Origin of the sequence: Achromobacter sp. NPDC058515 (assembly GCF_042721735.1) — a bacterium.
Taxonomy (GTDB): domain Bacteria; phylum Pseudomonadota; class Gammaproteobacteria; order Burkholderiales; family Burkholderiaceae_B; genus Achromobacter.
The window spans coordinates 83,909-103,960 of the sequence record NZ_JBHXNI010000002.1 but is presented as its reverse complement, the minus strand read 5'-3'; the positions used below and the strand labels follow the sequence as shown (position 1 = coordinate 103,960).

Annotated in this window: 21 protein-coding genes; 8 read left to right on the top strand and 13 right to left on the bottom strand. The window is 66.7% G+C overall.

The annotated features are described in order from the left end of the window. The first annotated feature begins 3 nt into the window (after positions 1-3). From ACFWP0_RS03770 to ACFWP0_RS03755, 4 genes are all read left to right on the top strand, one after another. Positions 4-729, top strand: coding sequence for an RNA pseudouridine synthase (locus tag ACFWP0_RS03770; protein WP_377839786.1), 726 nt, complete (start codon positions 4-6; stop codon positions 727-729). Between the two features lie 166 nt (positions 730-895). After that, complete coding sequence (locus ACFWP0_RS03765) at positions 896-1,840, top strand: LD-carboxypeptidase (protein WP_377840460.1); 945 nt, start codon at positions 896-898, stop codon at positions 1,838-1,840. 133 nt (positions 1,841-1,973) lie between these two features. Further along, a complete protein-coding gene (locus ACFWP0_RS03760) occupies positions 1,974-2,318 on the top strand; it encodes a helix-turn-helix domain-containing protein (protein ID WP_377839785.1) in 345 nt (114 codons plus the stop codon). A gap of 18 nt (positions 2,319-2,336) precedes the next feature. After that, the gene (locus ACFWP0_RS03755) at positions 2,337-3,650 is read left to right on the top strand and encodes a type II toxin-antitoxin system HipA family toxin (protein WP_377839784.1); all 1,314 of its coding nucleotides are present in this window, start codon (positions 2,337-2,339) and stop codon (positions 3,648-3,650) included. A gap of 2 nt (positions 3,651-3,652) precedes the next feature. Here ACFWP0_RS03755 and ACFWP0_RS03750 read toward each other — a convergent pair whose 3' ends face one another. The 8 genes from ACFWP0_RS03750 to ACFWP0_RS03715 all read right to left on the bottom strand — a co-directional run bounded on the left by ACFWP0_RS03750 (position 3,653) and on the right by ACFWP0_RS03715 (position 10,709). Further along, positions 3,653-4,117 carry an Rrf2 family transcriptional regulator gene (locus tag ACFWP0_RS03750; protein ID WP_377839783.1) on the bottom strand — a complete coding sequence of 155 codons (465 nt, stop codon included), beginning with the start codon at positions 4,115-4,117 and terminating at the stop codon, positions 3,653-3,655. Between the two features lie 68 nt (positions 4,118-4,185). Continuing rightward, positions 4,186-5,064, bottom strand: a complete 879-nt coding sequence (locus tag ACFWP0_RS03745; protein ID WP_377839781.1) for an SAM-dependent methyltransferase — start codon at positions 5,062-5,064, stop codon at positions 4,186-4,188. Between the two features lie 42 nt (positions 5,065-5,106). Continuing rightward, complete coding sequence (locus ACFWP0_RS03740) at positions 5,107-6,456, bottom strand: APC family permease (RefSeq protein WP_377839780.1); 1,350 nt, start codon at positions 6,454-6,456, stop codon at positions 5,107-5,109. A gap of 489 nt (positions 6,457-6,945) precedes the next feature. Beyond that, on the bottom strand, positions 6,946-7,278 hold the full coding sequence (locus tag ACFWP0_RS03735) for a hypothetical protein (protein ID WP_377839778.1): 333 nt from the start codon (positions 7,276-7,278) through the stop codon (positions 6,946-6,948). A 303-nt stretch (positions 7,279-7,581) separates the two neighbouring features. Then, positions 7,582-8,577, bottom strand: a complete 996-nt coding sequence (locus ACFWP0_RS03730) for a Bug family tripartite tricarboxylate transporter substrate binding protein (protein WP_377839777.1) — start codon at positions 8,575-8,577, stop codon at positions 7,582-7,584. Between the two features lie 42 nt (positions 8,578-8,619). After that, positions 8,620-9,546: an allantoinase PuuE gene (locus ACFWP0_RS03725; RefSeq protein WP_377839775.1), complete on the bottom strand. Its 927-nt coding sequence runs from the start codon at positions 9,544-9,546 to the stop codon at positions 8,620-8,622. A gap of 25 nt (positions 9,547-9,571) precedes the next feature. After that, positions 9,572-10,069, bottom strand: coding sequence for an ureidoglycolate lyase (locus tag ACFWP0_RS03720; protein ID WP_377839774.1), 498 nt, complete (start codon positions 10,067-10,069; stop codon positions 9,572-9,574). Position 10,070: 1 nt separating this feature from the next. Further along, on the bottom strand, positions 10,071-10,709 hold the full coding sequence (locus tag ACFWP0_RS03715; RefSeq protein ID WP_377839772.1) for a GntR family transcriptional regulator: 639 nt from the start codon (positions 10,707-10,709) through the stop codon (positions 10,071-10,073). Between the two features lie 265 nt (positions 10,710-10,974). Between ACFWP0_RS03715 and ACFWP0_RS03710 the strand changes: the two genes are divergently transcribed. The 4 genes from ACFWP0_RS03710 (at position 10,975) to ACFWP0_RS03695 (ending at position 15,452) form a co-directional block, all read left to right on the top strand. After that, positions 10,975-11,361 (top strand): DUF6152 family protein, encoded by a 387-nt coding sequence (locus ACFWP0_RS03710; RefSeq protein WP_377839771.1) that lies wholly within the window; start codon positions 10,975-10,977, stop codon positions 11,359-11,361. Between the two features lie 20 nt (positions 11,362-11,381). After that, positions 11,382-11,867: a DUF6644 family protein gene (locus ACFWP0_RS03705; RefSeq protein ID WP_377839770.1), complete on the top strand. Its 486-nt coding sequence runs from the start codon at positions 11,382-11,384 to the stop codon at positions 11,865-11,867. Between the two features lie 221 nt (positions 11,868-12,088). Further along, the gene (locus ACFWP0_RS03700; protein ID WP_377839768.1) at positions 12,089-14,293 is read left to right on the top strand and encodes a TonB-dependent receptor family protein; all 2,205 of its coding nucleotides are present in this window, start codon (positions 12,089-12,091) and stop codon (positions 14,291-14,293) included. A 34-nt stretch (positions 14,294-14,327) separates the two neighbouring features. After that, the gene (locus ACFWP0_RS03695; RefSeq protein ID WP_377839767.1) at positions 14,328-15,452 is read left to right on the top strand and encodes a PepSY-associated TM helix domain-containing protein; all 1,125 of its coding nucleotides are present in this window, start codon (positions 14,328-14,330) and stop codon (positions 15,450-15,452) included. Between the two features lie 2 nt (positions 15,453-15,454). On the opposite strand, the gene ACFWP0_RS03690 is transcribed toward ACFWP0_RS03695, so the two are convergent. The 5 genes from ACFWP0_RS03690 to arsB all read right to left on the bottom strand — a co-directional run bounded on the left by ACFWP0_RS03690 (position 15,455) and on the right by arsB (position 19,985). Then, a complete protein-coding gene (locus ACFWP0_RS03690) occupies positions 15,455-16,390 on the bottom strand; it encodes an SMP-30/gluconolactonase/LRE family protein (protein ID WP_377839766.1) in 936 nt (311 codons plus the stop codon). Positions 16,391-16,409: 19 nt separating this feature from the next. Next, the gene (locus tag ACFWP0_RS03685; protein WP_377839765.1) at positions 16,410-16,796 is read right to left on the bottom strand and encodes a DUF1294 domain-containing protein; all 387 of its coding nucleotides are present in this window, start codon (positions 16,794-16,796) and stop codon (positions 16,410-16,412) included. A 94-nt stretch (positions 16,797-16,890) separates the two neighbouring features. Further along, positions 16,891-17,613 carry an arsenical resistance protein ArsH gene (gene arsH / locus ACFWP0_RS03680; RefSeq protein ID WP_377839763.1) on the bottom strand — a complete coding sequence of 241 codons (723 nt, stop codon included), beginning with the start codon at positions 17,611-17,613 and terminating at the stop codon, positions 16,891-16,893. Between the two features lie 92 nt (positions 17,614-17,705). Further along, positions 17,706-18,818 carry an MFS transporter gene (locus ACFWP0_RS03675; protein ID WP_377840459.1) on the bottom strand — a complete coding sequence of 371 codons (1,113 nt, stop codon included), beginning with the start codon at positions 18,816-18,818 and terminating at the stop codon, positions 17,706-17,708. 87 nt (positions 18,819-18,905) lie between these two features. Next, positions 18,906-19,985: an ACR3 family arsenite efflux transporter gene (gene arsB / locus ACFWP0_RS03670; RefSeq protein ID WP_377839762.1), complete on the bottom strand. Its 1,080-nt coding sequence runs from the start codon at positions 19,983-19,985 to the stop codon at positions 18,906-18,908. Positions 19,986-20,052 lie beyond the last annotated feature (67 nt).

The window sequence follows — 20,052 nt, the reverse complement described above, 5'->3', positions numbered from 1 at the left end:
GCAATGAGCGACAGCGAACGCCTGGCCAAGCGGCTGGCCACGGAACAGTCTTGTTCGCGCGGGGACGCCGAACGCTATATAGAGGGCGGTTGGGTCGCCGTCGACGGCAAGGTGGTGGAGGAGCCGGGTTTTCGGGTTGCGCCCGCGCAAACGGTCAGCCTGTTGCCCGGCGCACGCCTGGAAGACATGCGCCCCGTCACCGTCCTGATCCACAAGCCCGCCGGCGCCTATGCCGACGACCAGCCGGGCTCGGCGCGGGACTTGATCGTGCCCGCAAACCTGATGCCGGGCGACCGCTCCGGACAGCGCTACTTAAAGCGCATGTTCAATGGGCTGAAACTCGTGACGCCGCTGGAACGCGCGGCCAGCGGCCTGGTCGTCTACACGCAGGAATACCCCGTGGCCCGGAAACTGGTGGAAGAAGGGCGGCACGTCGAACAGGAATACATCGCCCAGGTGGACGGACAGTTGAGCGAAGGCGATCTGGCGCGCCTGCAGCGCGGCATGGCCTACGAAGGCCGCGTTGCCACGCCAATGAAGGTCAGCTGGCAGAATGAAACCCATCTGCGGTTTGCGCTGAAGACGCCGCCGCCCGGGTTTATCGAGCATGTCTGCGATGCGGCGGGGCTGCGCCTCCTGGCCTTGCGGCGCCTGCGCATCGGACGCCTGCCCATGGCGGGCCTTGCGGTTGGACAATGGCGCTATCGGCTGGAATATGAACGGTTCTGATGAGCTGAATACGGATGCCGGCCGCCGGCGCTTGCTGCTGGGCGCGGGCGCCTTATGCCTCTCCGGCCTTGGCCTGGGCGGCTGCGCAAGCCGTGTCGCGGCCCCCGCGCCGCGCCCCAAGCCGGCGGCGCCCCCGGTCCCGTATGGCAAAGCCGCCGCCGCTCCCGTGCCTGCGCTCAGGCCCGGCGCGCGGATCGCCATCGTGGCCCCGGCGTCCGCCGCTCCCGATGCCAGCGATCTCGCCGCGCAATGGCTGGAGGCCCGTGGCTTCGTGCCGCAGATCATGCCGGCTGCCCGCTACCGCCTGGAGCCCCCCTATGACTATCTGGCGGGCACCGACGCGCAGCGGCTGGACGACCTGCACGCCGCGTTCGCCGCGCCGGACATCGGCGCGGTGTGGTGCCTGCAAGGCGGCTTCGGTTCCTGGCGGCTGTTGGACAAGCTGGATTTCGAGCTGCTGCGCCAGCATCCCAAGCCTTTCATCGGCTACAGCGACATCACCGCGCTGCATCTGGCCATGCAGCGGCATGCGGGCTTCGTGACGTTCCACGGCCCGATGCTGGCGCAGGACCTGGTGGCCGGCAAGCGCGAACCCACGGAATCGCACCTGCTGGCCATGATCAGCGGGCAGGTCGGGCAGGGCGCCTGGATAGACCCGCCGCCGGACGCCCGGCCGACGGAGCTGGTCGCGGGCACGGCAAGCGGACGGCTGGTCGGCGGCAACCTTGCCCTGATCGCCGCGCTGACCGGTTCCCCCAACGAGATAGACACCCGCGACGCCATCCTCTTCTTCGAAGACGTCAACGAGGCTCTGCCCCGGGTAGATCGGCTGCTGAGCCAACTGGCCGCCGCCGGCAAGTTCGACGGAGTGAAAGGGGTGCTGGTCGGCAATTTCACCCGGATACTCGGCACGCAAATGGACGATGCGCAGGCTCAGGGCCTGCTGTATCCCATGATGTTCGAGCAGTTCCGCGCACGCGGCATTCCTGTTCTGGCGGGCTGGCCCAGCGGCCACGGAGACCCCAACCTGACGCTGCCGCTGGGCGCCCGCGTCACGCTGGACACAGGCCGGGGCGCGCTGCGGCTGGACCAGGCGATCACGACGGTCTGACAGTCGGCGGCACGCCTTAGATGCGTCATTAATAGCGCATAAATTGGTTCTCTGCAGCATAAATAGATCATTTTTGATCCGAGGCCATTTCATTAATAGCGTATGGAAGCCATTAAAGCGCTATTATTGAGGCATGAAAAAGAAGATCGAACCCAGCTTCGATGCCGCCGAAGCGCTGGCGCGCCTGGGAGCCAACATCCGCACCGCGCGCTTGCGCCGAGCAGAGACGGAAGCCACTCTGGCCAGCCGCATGGGCGTATCGCGAGCCACCATCACCCGGCTTGAACGGGGCGATGGCGGCGTTTCGCTGGCGCTCGCGCTTGAAGCGCTGCTGCAATACGGCTTTGGCGACCAGGTCTTCGCCCTGGGCGACCCGGACTTGGACGGCGTGGGCAAACGCCTGGACGCCGTGCGCCGCCCCAGCCGGGGCAGCGGCCGGCCGCTGCACTCGCATCGCGTCGATCCCTCCAGCCTGTAGCGCCGGGGGCCAGATATCGTGCAAGCCAAGAAACACAAATCCGTGGAAAGCGAGCTCTTTGTCTACGTCGACATCCGGGGCGAAGCCGTCCTGGCCGGCGTGCTGACGCTGGACGATTCGGACGAGAACCACTTCTTCGCCGAATTCACCTACGTGCAGTCCTATGTGAACGACCCGCGCGCGTTTGCGCTGGACCCGCTCAATCTGCCGCTGGCGGACTCCAAGACCACCTTCCGCACCGAAAGCCGCTACGAAACGCTGGGCGCCATTTTCGACGCCGCGCCGGACGCCTGGGGACGCAATGTCATGCGGGTGGACAACGCCGGCGCGCGCGTGACCGAAGACGAAGTGCTGCTCAAGGGCAGGGGCATGGGCGTGGGGGCGCTGTTCTTCAGCGCGCGGCAACTGACGCCCAACATGCGCAAGACGTACAGGCTGCCGGAAGTCAGCGAACTGGGGTCGCTGGCCGACCTGCTGACCGACATCGACCAGGGCGTAAAGCCCAAGGGGCTGTACCGCGACATCCTGGGCAGTTCCTGGGACATCGGCGGGGCGCGCCCCAAGACGATCGTGCGCGACGAGATCGGGGAAATGTGGATCGCCAAGTTCCCGCGCAAGGGGGACTCTTATGACCGGCAGCGCGTCGAATTCGCCAACCTCCAAATGGCCAAGGCCATCGGCCTTACGGTGCCGGACATCCGCCTGGCCGAAACGCATCTGGGCGCCGTCCTGCTGACGCACCGCTTCGACCGCGACCTGCTGCCCGTCGACCGCGGCGCGGACCCGATCATCGCGCGGCGCCATTTCCTGAGCGGCGCCTCGCTCATCAGCCCCTCCGTCCAGATCGGGAAGCGCGAGCTCGACGGCCCGCGTGGCAAGGCCACGTATTCCTACGCCCGCCTGGCCGACGTCGCGCGCCGCGTGTCGTCCAATCCGGTGCAGGACCTGCTGGAGCTGTATGCGCGGATGATTCTGAACGTGGCCGTCCACAACACGGACGACCACCTGAAGAACGTGGGCTTCCTGAAGGACGAGGGAGCCGAAACCTACCGCTTGTCGCCGCTGTTTGACGTCGTCACGCAGGAAGGGTCGGCCAGGCACTACCTGCACATAGGCGCGGCGGGCCGCGAAAGCTCATTCGACAACTGCCTGACCGAGTACCGGCGCTTTGGATTGCGCTCCGAAGCCGCCGCCCGCTCCATTCTTGAGCGCGTGCGCGACGTGGTCGCGGAGCGCCAGCGCTTCTACGAGGCGGCGGGCATGACTGCGGACGAAATCGCCCATGTGGAAGCGTCGTTGATGGCATGGCGCCAGCCGGGCGCATCCCCGTAGCGTCAGGACTGATGCGCCGTGTCCAGGTCAAACGACTGCCCGCGCTGGAGCATGCGCGCATGGAAATCCTGGCTCAGCTCCGCCAGCGTGACCTTGCCGAAACTGTCCAGCAGCAGCGCCTGGGCCCGATCGAACGCGCCGTTCAGCGAGGCGTTCACGGCCGCTTCCACCAGGCAGCCCGGCGACTCGCTGCGGTTTGCCATCGCAAAGATCTCGGGCGAGCCCAGCGCCTCATAGATGTCGCGCAGCGTGACGGCGCTGAAGTCGCAAGAGATCGTCCATCCGCCGCCGTGGCCTTTTTCCGACCGCACCAGGCCTTGCTTGCGCAGGCCCGCCATGATGCGGCGGATGACCACCGGGTTGGTCTGCATCACTTTGCCGAGTTCTTCGGATGTCATGGGGCCGGGGCGCTCGGCCATATGAAGCAGGACGTGAAGTACGCCGGAAAGCTTGCTGTCTCTTCTCATGCAATAGATGCTATTGCATGAGTAGGCCGATGGTCAACGCGCGCGGCTGGAGGCTATCCGGCGCCCGCCTAATTGCGCTTGGCCGACCATTCGCCCTTGCCGGCGGCGCTGCCGCTCATGGTGCGGCCGTTGACCAGCCCCGAATAGCGCACGCCGTCCGCCGTGAACGCGATGGCCGTGCCGTTCAGGCGCGCATCCGAGATGGGCGCCGAACCGAGCTTGCCCGACAGCATCTGATACTGCTGATCCAGCTGCAGCGTCTTGCCGCCCATGTCCCACTTGCCTTCGACCTTGGCCGGCACGATCCACAGCAGGGCGGTGCAGTAGGTGCTGCAGTCCTTGGTCACGGTTTCGGACGCATCCGGCTCCCAGTCGCCCATGCGGAAGGTGTTGGACACGACGCGGGTGCCCGCCGGCAGGTCCAATAGCTTGGGCCGCAGCTTTTCGTTGATTGTCGACAGCAGGAACATCGTGATCACGTCGGCCTGGGACAGATCGGTGGTGAAAAGGTCCGCCGCCACGAACGTGGCCCGGTCCGCCACGCCCGCGCGCTTGGCATTCTGGCGCGACAGCTCGACCAGGTCGGGGTTGTATTCAATGCCTTGCGCCGTCAGGCCGCGCTGCGCGGCCGTGATGACCGTGCGGCCGTCGCCGGAACCCAGGTCCATCAGCCGGTCCTTGGGCGTGACCTTGGCCATGTCCAGCATCTTGTCCACCAGTGTCTGCGGCGTCGGCACCCAGATGACGTCCTTGCCCTCCTGGCCGACGTCGGGCACATAGCCTTTCTGCGCGCCCGCTTGCGCCGGAACGGCAGCCGCGGTCTGCGCCATCGCGCCGGCCACATGAAACAGCGAGAACGCCATCGCCGAAGCCAGCATCGCGGCGCGGATCCGGGGGGCGGACAACGGCAGGCGGGCGGATAGGGGAGATAGGGTAGAGCGTTGCATGGTGAGGATTCCTTGGGAGGAGAACGCGTGGAAGAACAGGCGCTATGTGGGCGCCGCAACCGGTTTGAGCAGGCGCAGCAGGGGGATGCCGGCCGCCAGCACCGCTAGTCCGATCAGGGCGCCCGCCCCGGCATACATTGCGCTGGAAACGACCAGCCCGGCGCAGGTCAGGGCGAGCAGCAGCGGGGGAAGGGGATAGAGGGGAACGCGGAAGGGCCGCGGCCGGTCGGGATCCAGGCGCCGCAACCGCCATACCGATGCCGCCACCAGCAGCATGAATATCCAGAAGACCGGCGCGGTGTAGGCCACCATGGTCTGCACGCTGTTCTGGCTGAAGGCCCCCAGCGCCACCAGCGCGAGCGTGATCAGGCCCTGGGCGAGCAGGGCGCTGACGGGCGTCTCCTTGCGCGCGCTCCATCCCGACAGCGCCCGCAAGCGCGGCACGTCCCGTCCCAGCGCGTAGTACACCCGCGCGCCGGTGATGATGGTTCCGTTGATCGTGCTGAGCGCCGTGGCGCAGATGGTCAGGCTGAGCGCCGCCGCCGCGTAGGGGCCCGCCGCCAGCTGCATGACCTCGGCGCCCAGCGCCGGCGTATCGCGCAAGCCTTGCAGGCCGAAGATCTCCAGCAATGCAAGATTGGTCAGCACATAGGCGCCGGTCACCACCGCCGTGCCGATGAGCAGCACCCGGCTCATGTTGCGCCCGGGATTGCGCAACTCGCCGCTCAGATAGGCGGCTTCGTTCCAGCCGCCGTAGGTCAGCAGGACAAACACCATGCCCATGCCCATCAGGCCCGCCGGATTGCCCGACAGCGGCGCGGGCGCGGCGGTGTTCAGGAGGTTGTCTCCCGAGGCGGACAGGCAGCCTATCAGCACGGCGGCAAGGGCAATCACGGTCAGCAGGGTGAAGACCCACTGCAGGCGCTTGGAATAGCGCGTGCCCACCATGTTCAAGCCCGTCAGCGCGACGACCGCAATCGCCGCATGCACCGCGGGCCCCTGGCCTCCCAAGGGCAGCAGGCGATGCGCGTAGTCGCCGTAGATGAAGGCCACCACGGCTATGGCGCCGGTTTGAATCACCGAGCAGCGGGCCCAGGCGAACATCAGCCCCACGCGCGGCCCCCATGCCCGCGTCAGATACAGGTATTCGCCGCCCGCGCCGGGGTAGGCGGAACCCAGCTCCGCATAGCAAAGCGCGCCAACCAGCATGACCAGTCCGCCCGCGCACCAGAGGCCGATATACATGGCCTCCGAAGCTGCGTGCTGCGCCACCAGGGGAGGAAAACCGAAGATGCCGATGCCGATCACGACGCCGACCAGGACCATGGTCGCGTCCATCACGGACAAGCCGGTGGACGCGGACTCGGCGACGGTGTCGGAGGCGCTGCTCATCGCCACTGGCGCCAGAGAGGTTGCGCGGCGGGGGCGGGCGCCCCGCTTGAGAGAGTTTCCCGGAATGGCCGCGCGGTCAGGACAGGGGTCGAAGTCGCGGATGAGCGCGAGCGGAACAGTGTCATGCAAATCTCCCGGTTGGGCGCGCGGATTCGGGTTCTGGGGCAGATGCCGGCATATGCTGACAATTACCTGAACCTAAAGCGACCAATCCGGTACCGGGAAAGTTCCGCAGGGTTTTCCTGGGTATCTGCGTATCAACCCTGGAAGGAGCAGTCCCCAATCCCTCTGCCCCACATACGAAATAATCTTAGATAAATTTCATAACTACCTGTTTATATTGAATTATATTTGTTAATTTAATGTGATTTATTTAAAGTAAATTCTCAGCATCAGGCAGACGAAATTGCAGCGGCCGCGCTTCCTCGCGCACTGGCATCGCATCGGTTGGTGTCCGCCTTCATCCATTGGAGCGAGGCCCGTCCGCCCCTATCGCAGGTGTTCGCGCACCCAGCTGGCCGAATCGGCGGATAGTGAGATATCGCTTGCGGCGGAACTGGCGGGCTTGCACAGGTACAGCGAGCAAGCCACGTAGCTGCTGCCGGACAGCGCCAGGATCAGCATGGGGCGCGCAAATTCACGGGGAAACGCCTGCAGGAACCGCAAGGCGAACGGCTCCGCGCCGCCCGTCGCCAACGCGTCCCGCAGCAATCGCAAGGTCACGCCGTACAGCCATGACGTAATGATTGCCTGCCCGCGGCCGCGATTGGCCGCCACGCAGCCGCCGAAGGCTTGCGCGTAAGCGGGCCCCGTATCCTGCATATGCTCCTGGAGCAGTCTTTCCAGTCGCCCGGAATGCCGATGCACCAGATCGCGTAGTTGCACATTCCCGTCCGCTGCCTGCGCCCTTGCCGGGGGCGAAGCGCAAGCGCCACCATTCGTCAGCCTACCCATGTCCCGTCAGAAATCTTCTTAGCCACTATTGATGCCGGGCCGAGGCCCTTCTGCGACGCGAACGGCCGTCCATGGCAATGCGCCACGACGGCCGCTGGCACGAAGGTGAGATTAGATAGCGCGGACTAAGGCCTGGGTATCACTGAAACTTGGTATTTCGCGGCGCCGGCGTCAATCGAGCTTCACGCCGGCCTGCTTGATGACAGCCGCCCAATCCTGGACCTCGGTTCGCAGGAACGCGCTCAGTTCCGCAGGGGTGGACCCCGACAGGATCAGGCCCTCGTCGGCATAGCGCTTCTGCAGGTCGGGGTTGGCCAGCACCTTCTGCAAGGCGGGCTGCAGGCGGTCGACGACGTGGGCGGGCACGCCCGCGGGCGCCATCAGGCTGTACCAGGTGGTGGCTTCAAGCCCCTTGATTCCTTGCGACCGGGCCGTCGTCACATCGGGCAGGGCAGGCGATTTCTCGGTGCCCGTCACCGCAGCCGCGCCGACGCGCCCGGCCTTGTACTGGGGCAGCATTTCGACCACCTGGGTCACGCCCATGCTCAGTTCGCCCGACGCGACCGCCAGCAAGACGGGCGAGCTGCCCTTGTAGGGCACATGCACCATGTTTCCACGGGTGGCCAGATTGAGCACTTCGCCGGTCAGATGGGTGATGCTGCCCGCGCCCGACGAGCCGAACGTCAGCTTGCCGGGCTCTTTGGAGGCCAGCGCGATCAGATCGGGCAGGTTCTTCGCCGGCAGGGCCGGATTGATGGCGAAGACCAGGGGACTCTTGCCGATCAGGGTGATGGGCTGGAAATCCTTTACAGGGTCGTAATTCAGGTTCGGGTAGAGGCTGGGCGCGATCGCGAGCGTCGATACGTTTCCAAGCAGCAGCGTGTAGCCGTCAGGCTCCGCGCGGGCCACCGCGTTGGTGCCGATCGTACCGCCCGCGCCGGCACGGTTCTCGACAATGACCTGCTTGCCCAGCGCATCGTTCAACTGCTGCGACAGCGCGCGCGCCAGGGTGTCGGCCGCGCCGCCGGGCGGGAAGGGCACCACGATGCGGATGGGCTTGTCCGGATACGTCTGGGCTTGCGCTCCCGCGCCCAGGCCCGCGGCGAGCAGCCCGGCCAGGGCCGTGGCCAGGATGCTTCGGCGATTGAATTTCCTGTACTTCGACATACTGCTCTCCTGAAAGAGAAAACATGGGCAATGCAGAAAAAATCAGCGCGTTGCGGCCTGCCCGGGCGGGTGATGGGCGTGCCAGTGGCGGGCGATATCGACGCGGCGGCACACCCAGACGTCCGGATGGGCGGCCACGTGATCCAGGAAGCGCGCCAGTCCCGCGGCGCGCCCGGGCTGGCCGACCAGGCGCAGGTGCAGCCCGACCGACATCATCTTGGGTTGCGTCGCGCCTTCCTCGTACAGCACGTCGAAGGCGTCGCGCAGATACTCGAACAGGTCCTGTCCGGTGGCCATCCCGCCGCGGATGAACTTGGCGTCGTTGTTGGCCAGCCCATAGGGCACAAGCAGATGCGGCTTGCCCTCCACCCAGGTCCAGTAGGGCAGTTCGTCGTTGTAGGTGTCGGAGTCATAGATGAAGCCGCCTTCCTCGGCGAGCAGCGCGCGCGTGTTCAGGCTGGGGCCGTAGCGGCAGTACCAGCCCAGCGGACGCGAGCCGACCGAGCGGGCTATCGATTCCACGGTGCGGCGGATTCGTTCGCGTTCCTGCTCCAGCGTCAGGTTCTGATGCCGTTCCCAGCGCCAGCCATGCGCGCAGACGTCATAATCGCTGGCCCGGATCGCCGCGCAAACCTGGGGGTTGCGTTCCAGCGCGAGTCCGCAACCCAGCACGGTGGCCGTCATCCCGCGCGACTGCAGCAGCCGGTGCACCCGCCAGAAACCAATGCGGCTGCCGTACTCGAACATCGATTCCGCGGCCAGGTCGCGGCCGCTGAAACCGCCCGAGCCGCCTTCGGTCAGTCCGGTTTCGGACTCGGCGTCGCCGTCGGGCACCGACGGCTCGCCGCCTTCTTCGTAGTTGATGCACAGGTTCAAGGCCAGGCGCGCGCCGCCGGGCCATTGGGGGTCTGGCGGATTCTCGCCATAGCCGACGAAGTCGCGGCGCAGGTGCGGGGGATCGATAGTCATAACGGGCTTGCCATCCGTGGAGGAATCAATCGGGTAGGGAAACGACAATGTGCGGCGCCGGGGCCCGCCAGAATTCGTCGTCGTCGTTGCGGCCGGTCTGGCCCATCATGACGAGGAACTCGGCCGGCCCGGCCAGCACGGTCAGGCCGTGGTGCCAGGTGCCCACGCGGTAGCACACGCCCTGGCGTCCGGACGCCAGAAAGGCCTGCAACCTGTCCATGTCGGGCAAGTCGTCCGGCCCGGTCGGCGCCACCACGACCAGATACGGCGCGCCGCTCAAGGGCACGAATGTTTGCGCCGCGTAGCGATGCCGCTCCATCAGCTCGATCGAGACGGGCCTTGTTGCCGGCGCATCCAGCCGGCTGACCCAGCAGGCGTTGCGGATCGCGTCCGGCCCGTGCCGCATCGGCTCGGTCAGGTAGTGGCGGCGCGCGGCGCCCTGGTGCTCGACCACCTCGCCATAGGACGCAAACGCCTGGCTCGTGAGCGGCTGGGGATGCAGGATGCGTGGGGAAGCCGGCATGTCATGCGCCATGGGTCAGGTATCCGAGCGAATTCACGTAGCTGCGCCGCACGCTTTCCAAGTGGGCGGACATGGCCTCGCGCGCCCGCGCGGCCTCGCCGGACAGCAGGCCCTGGAGAATCGCCAGGTGTTCCTGGCGGGCCTGGACCTGACGCTGCGGCAACCGCTCCACATCGCACATCCGCACCTGCCGGCGGGTCGCCGTGATCATCGCGGCCAGGTTCCGGTTGCCGCAGTAGGCGGCGATCAGGTCATGCAGCGCGTTGTCGACCTCCCAGTCGGACTTCTCATCCGGCGTCGCCGCATCCAGCAGCGCCTGCAGGCGCGCGCGCAATCCCTCCAGCGGCTCGACGGGGATGCGGTTCGTCGCCATGGCCGCCGCTTCGCTTTCAAGCAGGCTGCGGATCTGCAGCAGCTCCAGCAGATCGGTCACGCCAAAGGAGCGGACCACGATGGACCCATTGGACAGGCGCTCCAGCATGCCTTCGCCAAGCAGGCGATTCATGGCGGCGCGCAGCGGCGTGCGCGAGACCGCCAGTTCGTCGGCCAGCCGGCGTTCCTCCAGCACTTCTCCCGCGGGAATGCGGCGCGAGACGATCTGGTCGAGCAGGGTTTGATAGGTGCGTTGAGTGGCGTTCATGTCTGGGTTGCGGGCAAGGAGAGGGCGCAGGCGGGCGGGGCCAATCGTGGTTCCCGAAGCGCCAGCCTGCGCGATGGACGAGAAGATAGCCGATTGGTATCCCAATGGGATACCAGGAGTATCCCCTATGCCGCCGGGCGCTGCGTCCACCGGGTATCCGACGTGGCGAGCGTGCCTGCCGGACTGCTATGCTCTGCACACCGGCTGCGCTCAAGAGGCGCGCCGGGCAGGGACTAGAGGCCAACCGCAACCCAGGAGCATCGACATGAAGCCTTCCAAACGCGCGTTATTGGCAGGACTGGCGCTATCCGCACTGCTGGGCGCCGCCCCCGCGGCCCTGGCGCATCACGGCTGGTCGTGGGCCGAATCCGAGCAAATGACCCTGGAGGGCACGGTCGAGCAGGTGCAGATCGCACCGCCGCATCCCACCCTGAAGGTGCGGGCCAAGGATGGCGTCTGGCTCGTCGAACTGGGCAATCCCAGCCAGACGAAAGAGGCCGGATTCGTCGAAGGCTCGGCCAAGCCCGGCGACGCCATCACGGCCATCGGCAATCGAGACCAGGACGCGGCCAGCAAGCGCATGAAGGCCGTCCAGGTCAAGGTGGGCGGCAAGACCTACGACATCTACCCCAGCCGCATCAAGAAGCCCTGAGCCGCGCGGGCTCCGCACCAATGCCCGAACTGCTGCGGCTCGCGCTCGAACAGCTTGAAGCCCTGCCGCCGGCCCTATGGCTGCGGCAGTCCGGCACGCTGTACCTGCTGGTCAACGCCGCCCATATCGGCGCCATCGGCCTGCTGATCGGCTCCATTGTTCCGTTGGATCTACGGCTGCTCGGCGTCCTCAAGCCCGGTCCCCTGGCGCTTCTGGCGCCTGTCCTGGCGCGCACGGCCGCGGTCGGGCTTGGGCTCGCCGTGCTGACGGGCGCCATACTGTTTTCCGTGCGCCCGCAGGAATACCTGCAGAACCCGGCGTTCCTGGCAAAGATGGGCCTCTTGGGCGCGGGCGCGCTCAACGCCTGGCTCGCGCGCCGGGGCAGGGCATGGGCCGGAGTGGTCCAGGGAAACCTCCCCTCGGGCGCGATGCGCCTGCATGCCGGGGCGTCGCTGCTGCTCTGGCTGGGCTGCCTGGTGGCAGGGCGGTGGATCGGGTTCCTGTAGCGATTTCGCTCTGCACGGAAAGCCAAATCAAGCCATGCCAAGTTAACTTGACAACCATTTTGGCGCCTATTTACATGCAAATAGATCCTATTTATACTCCGGCCCGGCGTCGGACTCTGGTCGTCCGGCGTCCGCGTCATTGACTCTCGCCATCCAGGCGCCCCTGAGCATGACCGCCAATCGTGGCATGCCCGGGGACGGGCGTTTGGAGAACAGCAGCAATGGCCAAGGCCAGAATTCAGAATGCGCGTGCCGGGCAGTCGCTCAGCCGCCTTGCCGCGGCGGTCGCCGCCACGCTCGCCGGCGTGGCCGGCACGGCACATGCCCAGACGGCCTCGGCGCCAGCGGCGGAAGCGGGAGAATTGGCGGCGGTCACCGTGACCGGCGACTGGCTCGGCACGCCCACCGAGGAAAAAGTCCTTGCCCACCCCGGCGCGCGCACCGTGATTGAGCGGCAGCGCATCGAGGAGAGCGGATCCAGCAACGTTCGCGACGTGCTGCGCCAGATCCCCGGGGTCCAGGTGCAGGACAGCAACGGCACCGGCGGCAGCGACGTGTCGCTCAATGTCGGCATCCGCGGCCTGACGGCGCGCCTGTCGCCGCGGTCGACGATCCTGATGGATGGCGTGCCCATGGCCTACGCCCCTTACGGCCAGCCGCAGCTTTCCCTGGCCCCCGTGTCGCTGGGCAACCTGGAGTCCGTCGACGTGGTGCGCGGCGCGGGCTCGGTGCGCTATGGCCCGCAAAACGTCGGCGGCATCATCAACTTCGTGACCCGGCCGATACCCCAGGACTTCACGACCAGCCTGAACGTGGGCACCGAGATCTACAGCCACGGCGGCAACGTCAAGACCACGCCCAGCCTGTTTATCGGCGGCACGACCGAGCAGGGCCTGGGCGGCGCGATCCTGTACTCGGGCACCCACGGCGACGGCTACCGGCGCAGCAACGACTCCACGGACATCGACGACATCATCCTGAAGGGCGCCTACCGCCTGACGCCGAATGACGACATCGCCGTCTCGCTGCACCATTTCGAAGGCAAGGGCCGGATGCCCGGCGGACTGACCACCGCGCAATACGAGGAAGATCCGTTCCAGTCCACCCGCCAGTACGACCAGTTCACCGGCCGGCGCACGGACGGCTCGTTCAAGTACACCCACAACGACGGCGTCAACAACTTCGAGGTCCTGACGTACTACGTGGACTCCTATCGCGGCAGCTACATCGAGCAGGCCGGCACGGGCGCCACGGCCAACCAGTTCCGCCTGACGTCCGCTCCGCGCAGCTATCACTACTTCGGCATCGAGCCGCGCTATTCCCGCCTGTTCGACTCGGGATCGGTCGTTCAGGAAATCAGCGTCGGCTACCGCTACCTGAAGGAAAGCAGCTCGGAAGTCGCGGGCCGCACCGCCTACTACGACCCGGCCGCCGGCGGGGACGCGTTCGACCTGAAGATGCCCACCTACCAGACTAGCAACGGCGGCACCACCGCCCACGCCTTCTACGTGGACGACCGCATCGACATCGGCAACTGGACGATTACGCCCGGCGTGCGATTCGAGAGCATCAGCACCTATAACGACGTCGCCAACTTCAGCACGGCCACGGGCGCGGTCACCAGCGCCACGTCTCCTTCGATCGATTCGCGCGTGACGCTGCCCACCCTGTCGGTGCTGTACCGCATGAACGATCATTGGTCGCTGTTCGCCAATGCCGGCAAGTCGTTCGGCCCGCAACAGTACAGCCAGCTCGCTTCCACCACCGAAGGCCTGCATCCCGAAACCGCCAAGACCTACGAAATCGGCACGCACTTTGCCGGCGAGGCCTGGAGCGGCGAGTTCACGCTGTTCAACATCGACTTCGACAAGGAACTGCAGCTGACCCGATCCATCGTGGGCGAGGGCATGTGGACCGACCTGGGCGCCACCCGCCACCGCGGCGTGGAATCCGCCGTGCGCTACGACCTGGCCGACCTGAGCGAGGCCTTGCGCGGCCTGTCCGTCTACGCGACCTACACCTACACGCAGGCCATCGCCAAGGCCGGCGCCTTCGAAGGCCGCGACTTGCCGTTGTACTCGCGCCAGGTCGCTTCCGTCGGCGCGCGCTACGCGGTCAACCGGTGGACCTTCAACGCCGACGTATTCGCGCAGTCCAAGCAGCATTCGCCCGGCTCGCCCGACTCGGGCGCAGGCTACGTGACGCAAGAGGACGCCAGCGGCCGCCTGGGGGACATCCCGGGCTTTGCCACCGTTGCGTTGCGCGCGGGGTACGACTTCGGCCGGGAGATGAACGACCTGAGGGTGGCGGTAGGCATCAAGAACCTGTTTGACCGCCGCTACTTCACGCGCTCCACCGACAACAACGGCGGCAAGTTCGTGGGGCAGCCGCGCACCGTCTACCTGCAGGCGTCGGTCGCCTTCTGAACGCCATGCGCAATTCGCTGTCCCGGGCGTCCACATGAAGCGCCTGCGCGGCCTCTGGCTGCGAGTGCACCGCTGGCTGGCGCTCAGCGCCGGCTGGGTGCTGATTCTTGCCGGCCTGACCGGCGCGGCGCTGGTCGTCGCGCCGCCGCTGGACCGTTGGGCGAACCCGGAGCTGTTCCAGACCCGGTCCGGCGTGGCCACCGCGGAGCCGCCCGCGTCGCTGGAATCCGTGCTGCGGTCGGTCCGGCGGGAATTCGGCCCCGGCGCCAATCTTGTATTCCGGCCGGTCCGCGAACCGGGCGAAACCCTGCAGGTCCGCGTGCGCGGGCACTGGCGCGGAACGCTGTTCCTGGATCCGGCGACAGGAGCGGAGCAGGGCAGGCGCGGCGAAACAGAAGGATACGCCAATGTGCTGTTCAAGCTGCACAGCTCCCTTTACCTGGAGGGCGCCGGCAAGGCCATCCTGGCCTGGGTGGCGCTGGCCTATCTGTTCCTGCTGGCGACGGGCCTGATCCTGTGGTGGCCGCGCCATTGGTCCAAGGGCTGGAACATCGTGCTGGACAAGGGCGCGCCGCGGGCGCTGTTCGACCTGCACCGCGTCGGCGGCGCGGCGTTCGGCCTGCTGATCGCCGTGTCGGTGGCCACCGGGGCGTTCATGGCCTGGCGTCCGCTGGGCGCGGCGGTCACCTGGCTGGCCGGCGAAGCGGCGGTAAAGGCGCCTGAATTGCCCGCGGCCAGCGCGGCCGGCGGCGACACGCAAGCGCTGGACCTACTGGCGGCCAAGGCCGCCGCGCAGTTTCGCGAGCCGGGCTTCATCGGCTACATCGTCGTGCCGCCCGACGCCAGCGCCCCCATCCGCTTCCGGTTCCGCCTGTCGGACGATCCCCATCCCAACGGCCTGAGTTCGGTCTGGCTGGATCCGCGCACCGCCGACGTGCTGGCGGTGCAGCGCTGGAACGCGCTGGACCCGGGGGCCAAGGCCACTGCGGTCATCTTTCCGCTGCATACCGGCGAGCTGGGTGGGGCGGCACTGGAGTCGGCCGTCGCGGCGGGCGGGCTGGCGCTGGGCGGCCTGGGGATCAGCGGCGTCTGGCTCTGGTGGCGGCGGCGGTCCGCCAGGCAGTCCGCCGTCAGGCGGAGCAGTCCCGCCCCGACCTGAGGTCAGGGACGGGCCGCGCCCTGCGCATCCACATACAGCGCGAAAAGACATTGCCCCGCGACCATGAACAGGCGGTTGCGGCGGGCGCCGCCAAAGCACAGGTTGGCGCAGCGGTCCGGCAAGGCGATGCGTCCTATCGGCACGCCGTCCGGCGCGAAGATCATCACCCCGTTCAAGGCGGAACCGGAGCCCCAGCCCGCCCAGACATTGCCGTCCGTATCGCAGCGTATTCCGTCCGGGAGGCCCTGATCGCCGGCGTCGACAAACGTGCGTCCTTGGCCCGGGACGCCGTCTTCGTCGACCTCGTACACCCGGATGCGGTTCGGCCTGGAACCGTTCTCCACAACATACAGCAGGCGCTCATCGGGTGAAAAGCACAGGCCATTCGGGTTCTGCATGTCCTCGACAACCGCGTCGATCCGCCCGGAGCCCGGGTCCACCCGGTATACGCAGGTCGGCAATTCCGGCGGCGTCTTGAACCCTTCGTAGTCATTGAGAATGCCGAAGACAGGATCCGAGAACCAGATTGAATCGTCGCTCTTGACGACGACGTCGTTGGGCGAGTTCAAGCGCTTGCCGTGGAATTGGTCCGCCAACACGGTCAGGGTTCCGTCGTACTCCGTGCGGACCACCCGGCGTCCGCCATGTTCGCAGCTGACCAACCGGCCTTGGCGGTCCCGGGTATTTCCGTTGGCGAACCCCGACGGCTTGCGATAGACGGACACCGCGCCGCTTTCCTCGTCCCAGCGCATGATGCGGTTGTTGGGTATGTCGCTCCAGAGCAGGCACCTGCCGTCGCCGAACCAGACCGGCCCCTCGCCATACCGGATGCCGGTTGCCAGGCGTTCGACGGCGGCGTTGCCGATCCGGTACTTCAGGAAGCGGGGATCCAGCACCTCAATGGCGGGATCGGGGTAGCTTTCGCTGGGTTCCCACATGGGACCTCCTTTTCTTGGCTCAGCCGGCCCGCCACATCGGCGCCAGCGATCTTCCCGCCGGCGAACAGAGCAGCAGGAAAGCCGCGATGTTCAATGCGACCGTCGCCCAGAACACCAGCCGGAACTCCACCTTCACGGTCTTGTGCCGCAGCCACTGCTGGGCGATGAGCGCCCCAGGCCAGCCCCCGGCGAGCGAAAGCAGATGCAGCGTCTTCTCGGAAATCCGCCGGCGATCCGCGCGGGCCGCGGCCTTGTCGATGGCGTAGGCGGCAAAGGCGGCGGCGCTTAGCGCCAGATAGGCCATGCCCACCTGGACCGGCATCCCCCAGTTGAACCATGCCAGGAGGCAGATGCAAAGGAATATCGGGATCAGCAGCAATTGCCGCTCGAATCGGGCTGTAGCCATGGAACGCATCAAGAGAGTGTGCAGCCGCCATTGCACCACAGCCAGCTTCCATTTGGCTCCGGCGCGCGCCCGGCGGCAGCAACCAGGCCGCGCTTCAGAGGTTCTGTTGTTTCATCCGCTTCGATAGCGCCTCGGCCTTTTCCTTTCTTTCGCTGTAGCGATCCACCAGATACGGAGCCGCATCGCGCGTGAGCAGCGTGAATTTCATCAGCTCTTCAGCCACATCCACCATACGATCGTAGTAGGCCGATGGCTTCATCCGCCCGGCGTCGTCGAACTCCTGGTAAGCCTTCGCCACCGAGGACTGGTTGGGGATGGTCAGCATGCGCATCCAGCGCCCCAGCACACGCATCTGGTTGACCGCGTTGAAGGACTGCGATCCTCCCGAGACCTGCATGACCGCAAGCGTCTTTCCCTGAGTGGGACGCACCGCCCCCACGGACAACGGAATCCAGTCTATCTGCGTCTTCATCAGCCCGCTCATGGCGCCATGGCGTTCCGGGGAGCTCCAGACCATGCCCTCCGCCCACTGCACCAGTTCCTGGAGTTCGCGGACCTTCGGATGGTCTTCGCTTGCGTCATCCACCAGCGGCAGACCCGAGGGGTTGAACATCCGCGTCTCTCCGCCCAGCGCCTGGAGCAGCCGGGCTGTCTCCTCGGCGACCAGGCGGCTATAGGACCGCTGCCGCAGCGAACCGTACAGCAGCAGGAAACGCGGGGCGTGCGTGGCTCGCCTGGGCGCAAACAGCCCGGCCGTATCCGGCCGGTCGAACAGCGACGGGTCGATGTTGGGCAGGTCGGCAAGGGGCTCAGACATAATGGCGCTCCGCGTTGCGCGACGCGCCGCAGGCCGGGCCGTGGTAAATCTGGACGGAACTCATGAATGCCTCTGATTGTTGAAAGGAATGGTCAAGCGGACTTGGCGGGCGCCGGACGCGAGCGCAGCAGAATCAGCGCGCCGAATGCGGCGGCTCCCAGCGCTCCGGACAGCCACAGGGCGTTTGCGCCCCAGGCGTCCAGCGCAAGCCCGAAAAGGAACGGAGCCAGCGCCTGCGCCACGCGGGCCGGCATCATCAGCCAACCCTGGCGCGCGCCATAGCCTTGCGTGCCGAAAAGGACAAGCGGCAACGTGCCCTTGGCAATGGTCAGGATGCCGTTGCCGGCGCCGTGCAGGATCGCGAAAGCCGGAGCCAGCGCCGGCCCCGCAACCAGCAATATGGCCACGCCCGCCGGATGCGCGAGGGCAGCCAGGCGCGCCGACAGCAGCGGATGCACGCCGCGCAGAAAGCTGAACTCCAGCACGCGGCCGGCAACCTGGGCCGGGCCGATCAGCGCGCCGACGCCTACCGCCGCGGCCAGGCTGGCGCCCGATGCTTCGAGCATTCGGGGCAGATGCGTCGCCATCGCCGTGCTGACGAACCAGGTCGCTGCGAACACAAAGGCGAGCAGGGCAGTCGTCAGGGCAGGAGACTGCTGCTTGGGTGGCGAAGGGGACTCGATAGGGCGTGCCTCCCGGACGACCTGTTTTTCTGGCTGTGCAGCCGCGGGGGCCCTGGGAAGCCAGGCATTGAGCGGCAGGCCGATCAGCAGATGCATGGCGGCCCAGCCAAAACATGCGCCGCGCCAGCCGAACTGGGTCTCCATCCAGGCAGACATCGGCCATCCGATGGTGCTGGCGAAACCGGCTATCAGCGTGATGCCGGTAATGGCCCCTCGGGCGTTATGGCCGTAAAGGCGGACCAGGCTGGAAAACGCGGCTTCGTAGAGACCAGCACCCATGGCGGCGCCAATGACGAGCCAGGCGGCGAACATCGACCACGGGCCTTGCGCCAGCCCCAGCATCGCCAGCCCGAGCGCGAACAGCAGGCTGGTTCCTGCCAGAACGGCGCGGCCGCCGTGGCGGTCGATCGCCTGGCCCGCCCAAGGACCGATCAAGGCCGAGGCCACGAGCGCGGCGGAAAAGGCGGCAAAGACAGCTGGGGCCGGCAGCTCCAGCTCGCTGGCCATGGGCGCCGCCAGCATTGCCGGCAGATAGTATGAAGATGCCCAGGCCAGCGTTTGGGCCGCGCCCAAAGTGCCCACCACTCGGGTTCGCGAGGCAGGCACGGCTCAACTCCGGCGGGCGCCGGCGTCGTACCAGGCCTTGCTCTGGTTGACGATGCGCACCACAAGCAGCATGACGGGGACCTCGATCAGCACGCCAACCACCGTCGCCAGCGCCGCGCCGGACTGGAAGCCGAACAGGCTGATGGCGGCGGCCACGGCCAGTTCGAAGAAGTTGCTCGCGCCGATCAGTGCCGAAGGGCACGCGATGCTGTGCTGCTCGCCGACCCGGCGATTGAGCCAGTACGCCAGACCGGAGTTGAAGAACACCTGGATCAGGATCGGCACGGCCAGCATGGCGATGACCAGAGGTTGACGGATGATCGCCTCGCCCTGGAATGCGAACAGCAGCACCAGCGTCAGGAGAAGGGCAGCCATGGAGAAAGGCCCGATCCGCGCCAATGCCGCCTCGAAGGCTGCCTGCCCCCGACGCAGCAGCGCGCGGCGCCAGAGCTGGGCGAGAAGGACCGGAATCGCGATGTACAGCCCGACGGACACCAGCAACGTATCCCATGGCACGACGATGGACGACAGCCCCAGCAGCAGGCCGACCACCGGGGCGAAGGCGAACACCATGATGGTGTCGTTCAGCGCCACTTGGGATAGCGTAAACACGGGATCGCCGCCGGTCAGCCGGCTCCAGACGAACACCATGGCGGTGCAGGGCGCCGCGGCCAGCAAGATCAATCCGGCGATGTAGCTATCCAGCTGGTCGGCGGGCAGCCAGGGGGCAAAGACCTGCCGGATGAATAGCCAGCCCAGGAAAGCCATGGAAAACGGCTTCACCGCCCAATTGATGAACAGCGTCACGCCAATGCCGCGCCAATGCTGCCTGACCTGGCCCAGCGCCCCGAAGTCCACCTTCAGCAGCATCGGGATGATCATCACCCAGATCAGGATCCCGACAGGCAGGTTGACCTGTGCGACTTCGAGACGCCCTATGGCCTGGAACAGCGCAGGCATGAGCTGGCCGAGAGCGACGCCCGACACGATGCAGAGAAACACCCACAGCGTGAGGTAGCGCTCGAAGGCGCTCATTCCAGGGCGCTGCCGCGGAGCGGGCGCCGCCTGAGTACCGGACGACATCGGCTTACTCCCGTGCCTTGCCGATGCCGCTCAGGCCGGCAGAATTTTCCGAATAGAAACCGATGTT

Coding starts and splice junctions, on each gene's coding strand:
- ACFWP0_RS03770 (WP_377839786.1), top strand. CDS start 4: ATGAGCGACAGCGAACGCCTGGCCAAGCGGCTGGCCACGGAACAGTCT.
- ACFWP0_RS03760 (WP_377839785.1), top strand. CDS start 1,974: ATGAAAAAGAAGATCGAACCCAGCTTCGATGCCGCCGAAGCGCTGGCG.
- ACFWP0_RS03750 (WP_377839783.1), bottom strand. CDS start 4,117: ATGAGAAGAGACAGCAAGCTTTCCGGCGTACTTCACGTCCTGCTTCAT.
- ACFWP0_RS03745 (WP_377839781.1), bottom strand. CDS start 5,064: ATGCAACGCTCTACCCTATCTCCCCTATCCGCCCGCCTGCCGTTGTCC.
- ACFWP0_RS03740 (WP_377839780.1), bottom strand. CDS start 6,456: ATGAGCAGCGCCTCCGACACCGTCGCCGAGTCCGCGTCCACCGGCTTG.
- ACFWP0_RS03735 (WP_377839778.1), bottom strand. CDS start 7,278: ATGCAGGATACGGGGCCCGCTTACGCGCAAGCCTTCGGCGGCTGCGTG.
- ACFWP0_RS03730 (WP_377839777.1), bottom strand. CDS start 8,577: ATGTCGAAGTACAGGAAATTCAATCGCCGAAGCATCCTGGCCACGGCC.
- ACFWP0_RS03725 (WP_377839775.1), bottom strand. CDS start 9,546: ATGACTATCGATCCCCCGCACCTGCGCCGCGACTTCGTCGGCTATGGC.
- ACFWP0_RS03720 (WP_377839774.1), bottom strand. CDS start 10,069: ATGCCGGCTTCCCCACGCATCCTGCATCCCCAGCCGCTCACGAGCCAG.
- ACFWP0_RS03715 (WP_377839772.1), bottom strand. CDS start 10,709: ATGAACGCCACTCAACGCACCTATCAAACCCTGCTCGACCAGATCGTC.
- ACFWP0_RS03710 (WP_377839771.1), top strand. CDS start 10,975: ATGAAGCCTTCCAAACGCGCGTTATTGGCAGGACTGGCGCTATCCGCA.
- ACFWP0_RS03705 (WP_377839770.1), top strand. CDS start 11,382: ATGCCCGAACTGCTGCGGCTCGCGCTCGAACAGCTTGAAGCCCTGCCG.
- ACFWP0_RS03700 (WP_377839768.1), top strand. CDS start 12,089: ATGGCCAAGGCCAGAATTCAGAATGCGCGTGCCGGGCAGTCGCTCAGC.
- ACFWP0_RS03695 (WP_377839767.1), top strand. CDS start 14,328: ATGAAGCGCCTGCGCGGCCTCTGGCTGCGAGTGCACCGCTGGCTGGCG.
- ACFWP0_RS03690 (WP_377839766.1), bottom strand. CDS start 16,390: ATGTGGGAACCCAGCGAAAGCTACCCCGATCCCGCCATTGAGGTGCTG.
- ACFWP0_RS03685 (WP_377839765.1), bottom strand. CDS start 16,796: ATGGCTACAGCCCGATTCGAGCGGCAATTGCTGCTGATCCCGATATTC.
- arsH (WP_377839763.1), bottom strand. CDS start 17,613: ATGTCTGAGCCCCTTGCCGACCTGCCCAACATCGACCCGTCGCTGTTC.
- ACFWP0_RS03675 (WP_377840459.1), bottom strand. CDS start 18,818: ATGCTGGCGGCGCCCATGGCCAGCGAGCTGGAGCTGCCGGCCCCAGCT.
- arsB (WP_377839762.1), bottom strand. CDS start 19,985: ATGTCGTCCGGTACTCAGGCGGCGCCCGCTCCGCGGCAGCGCCCTGGA.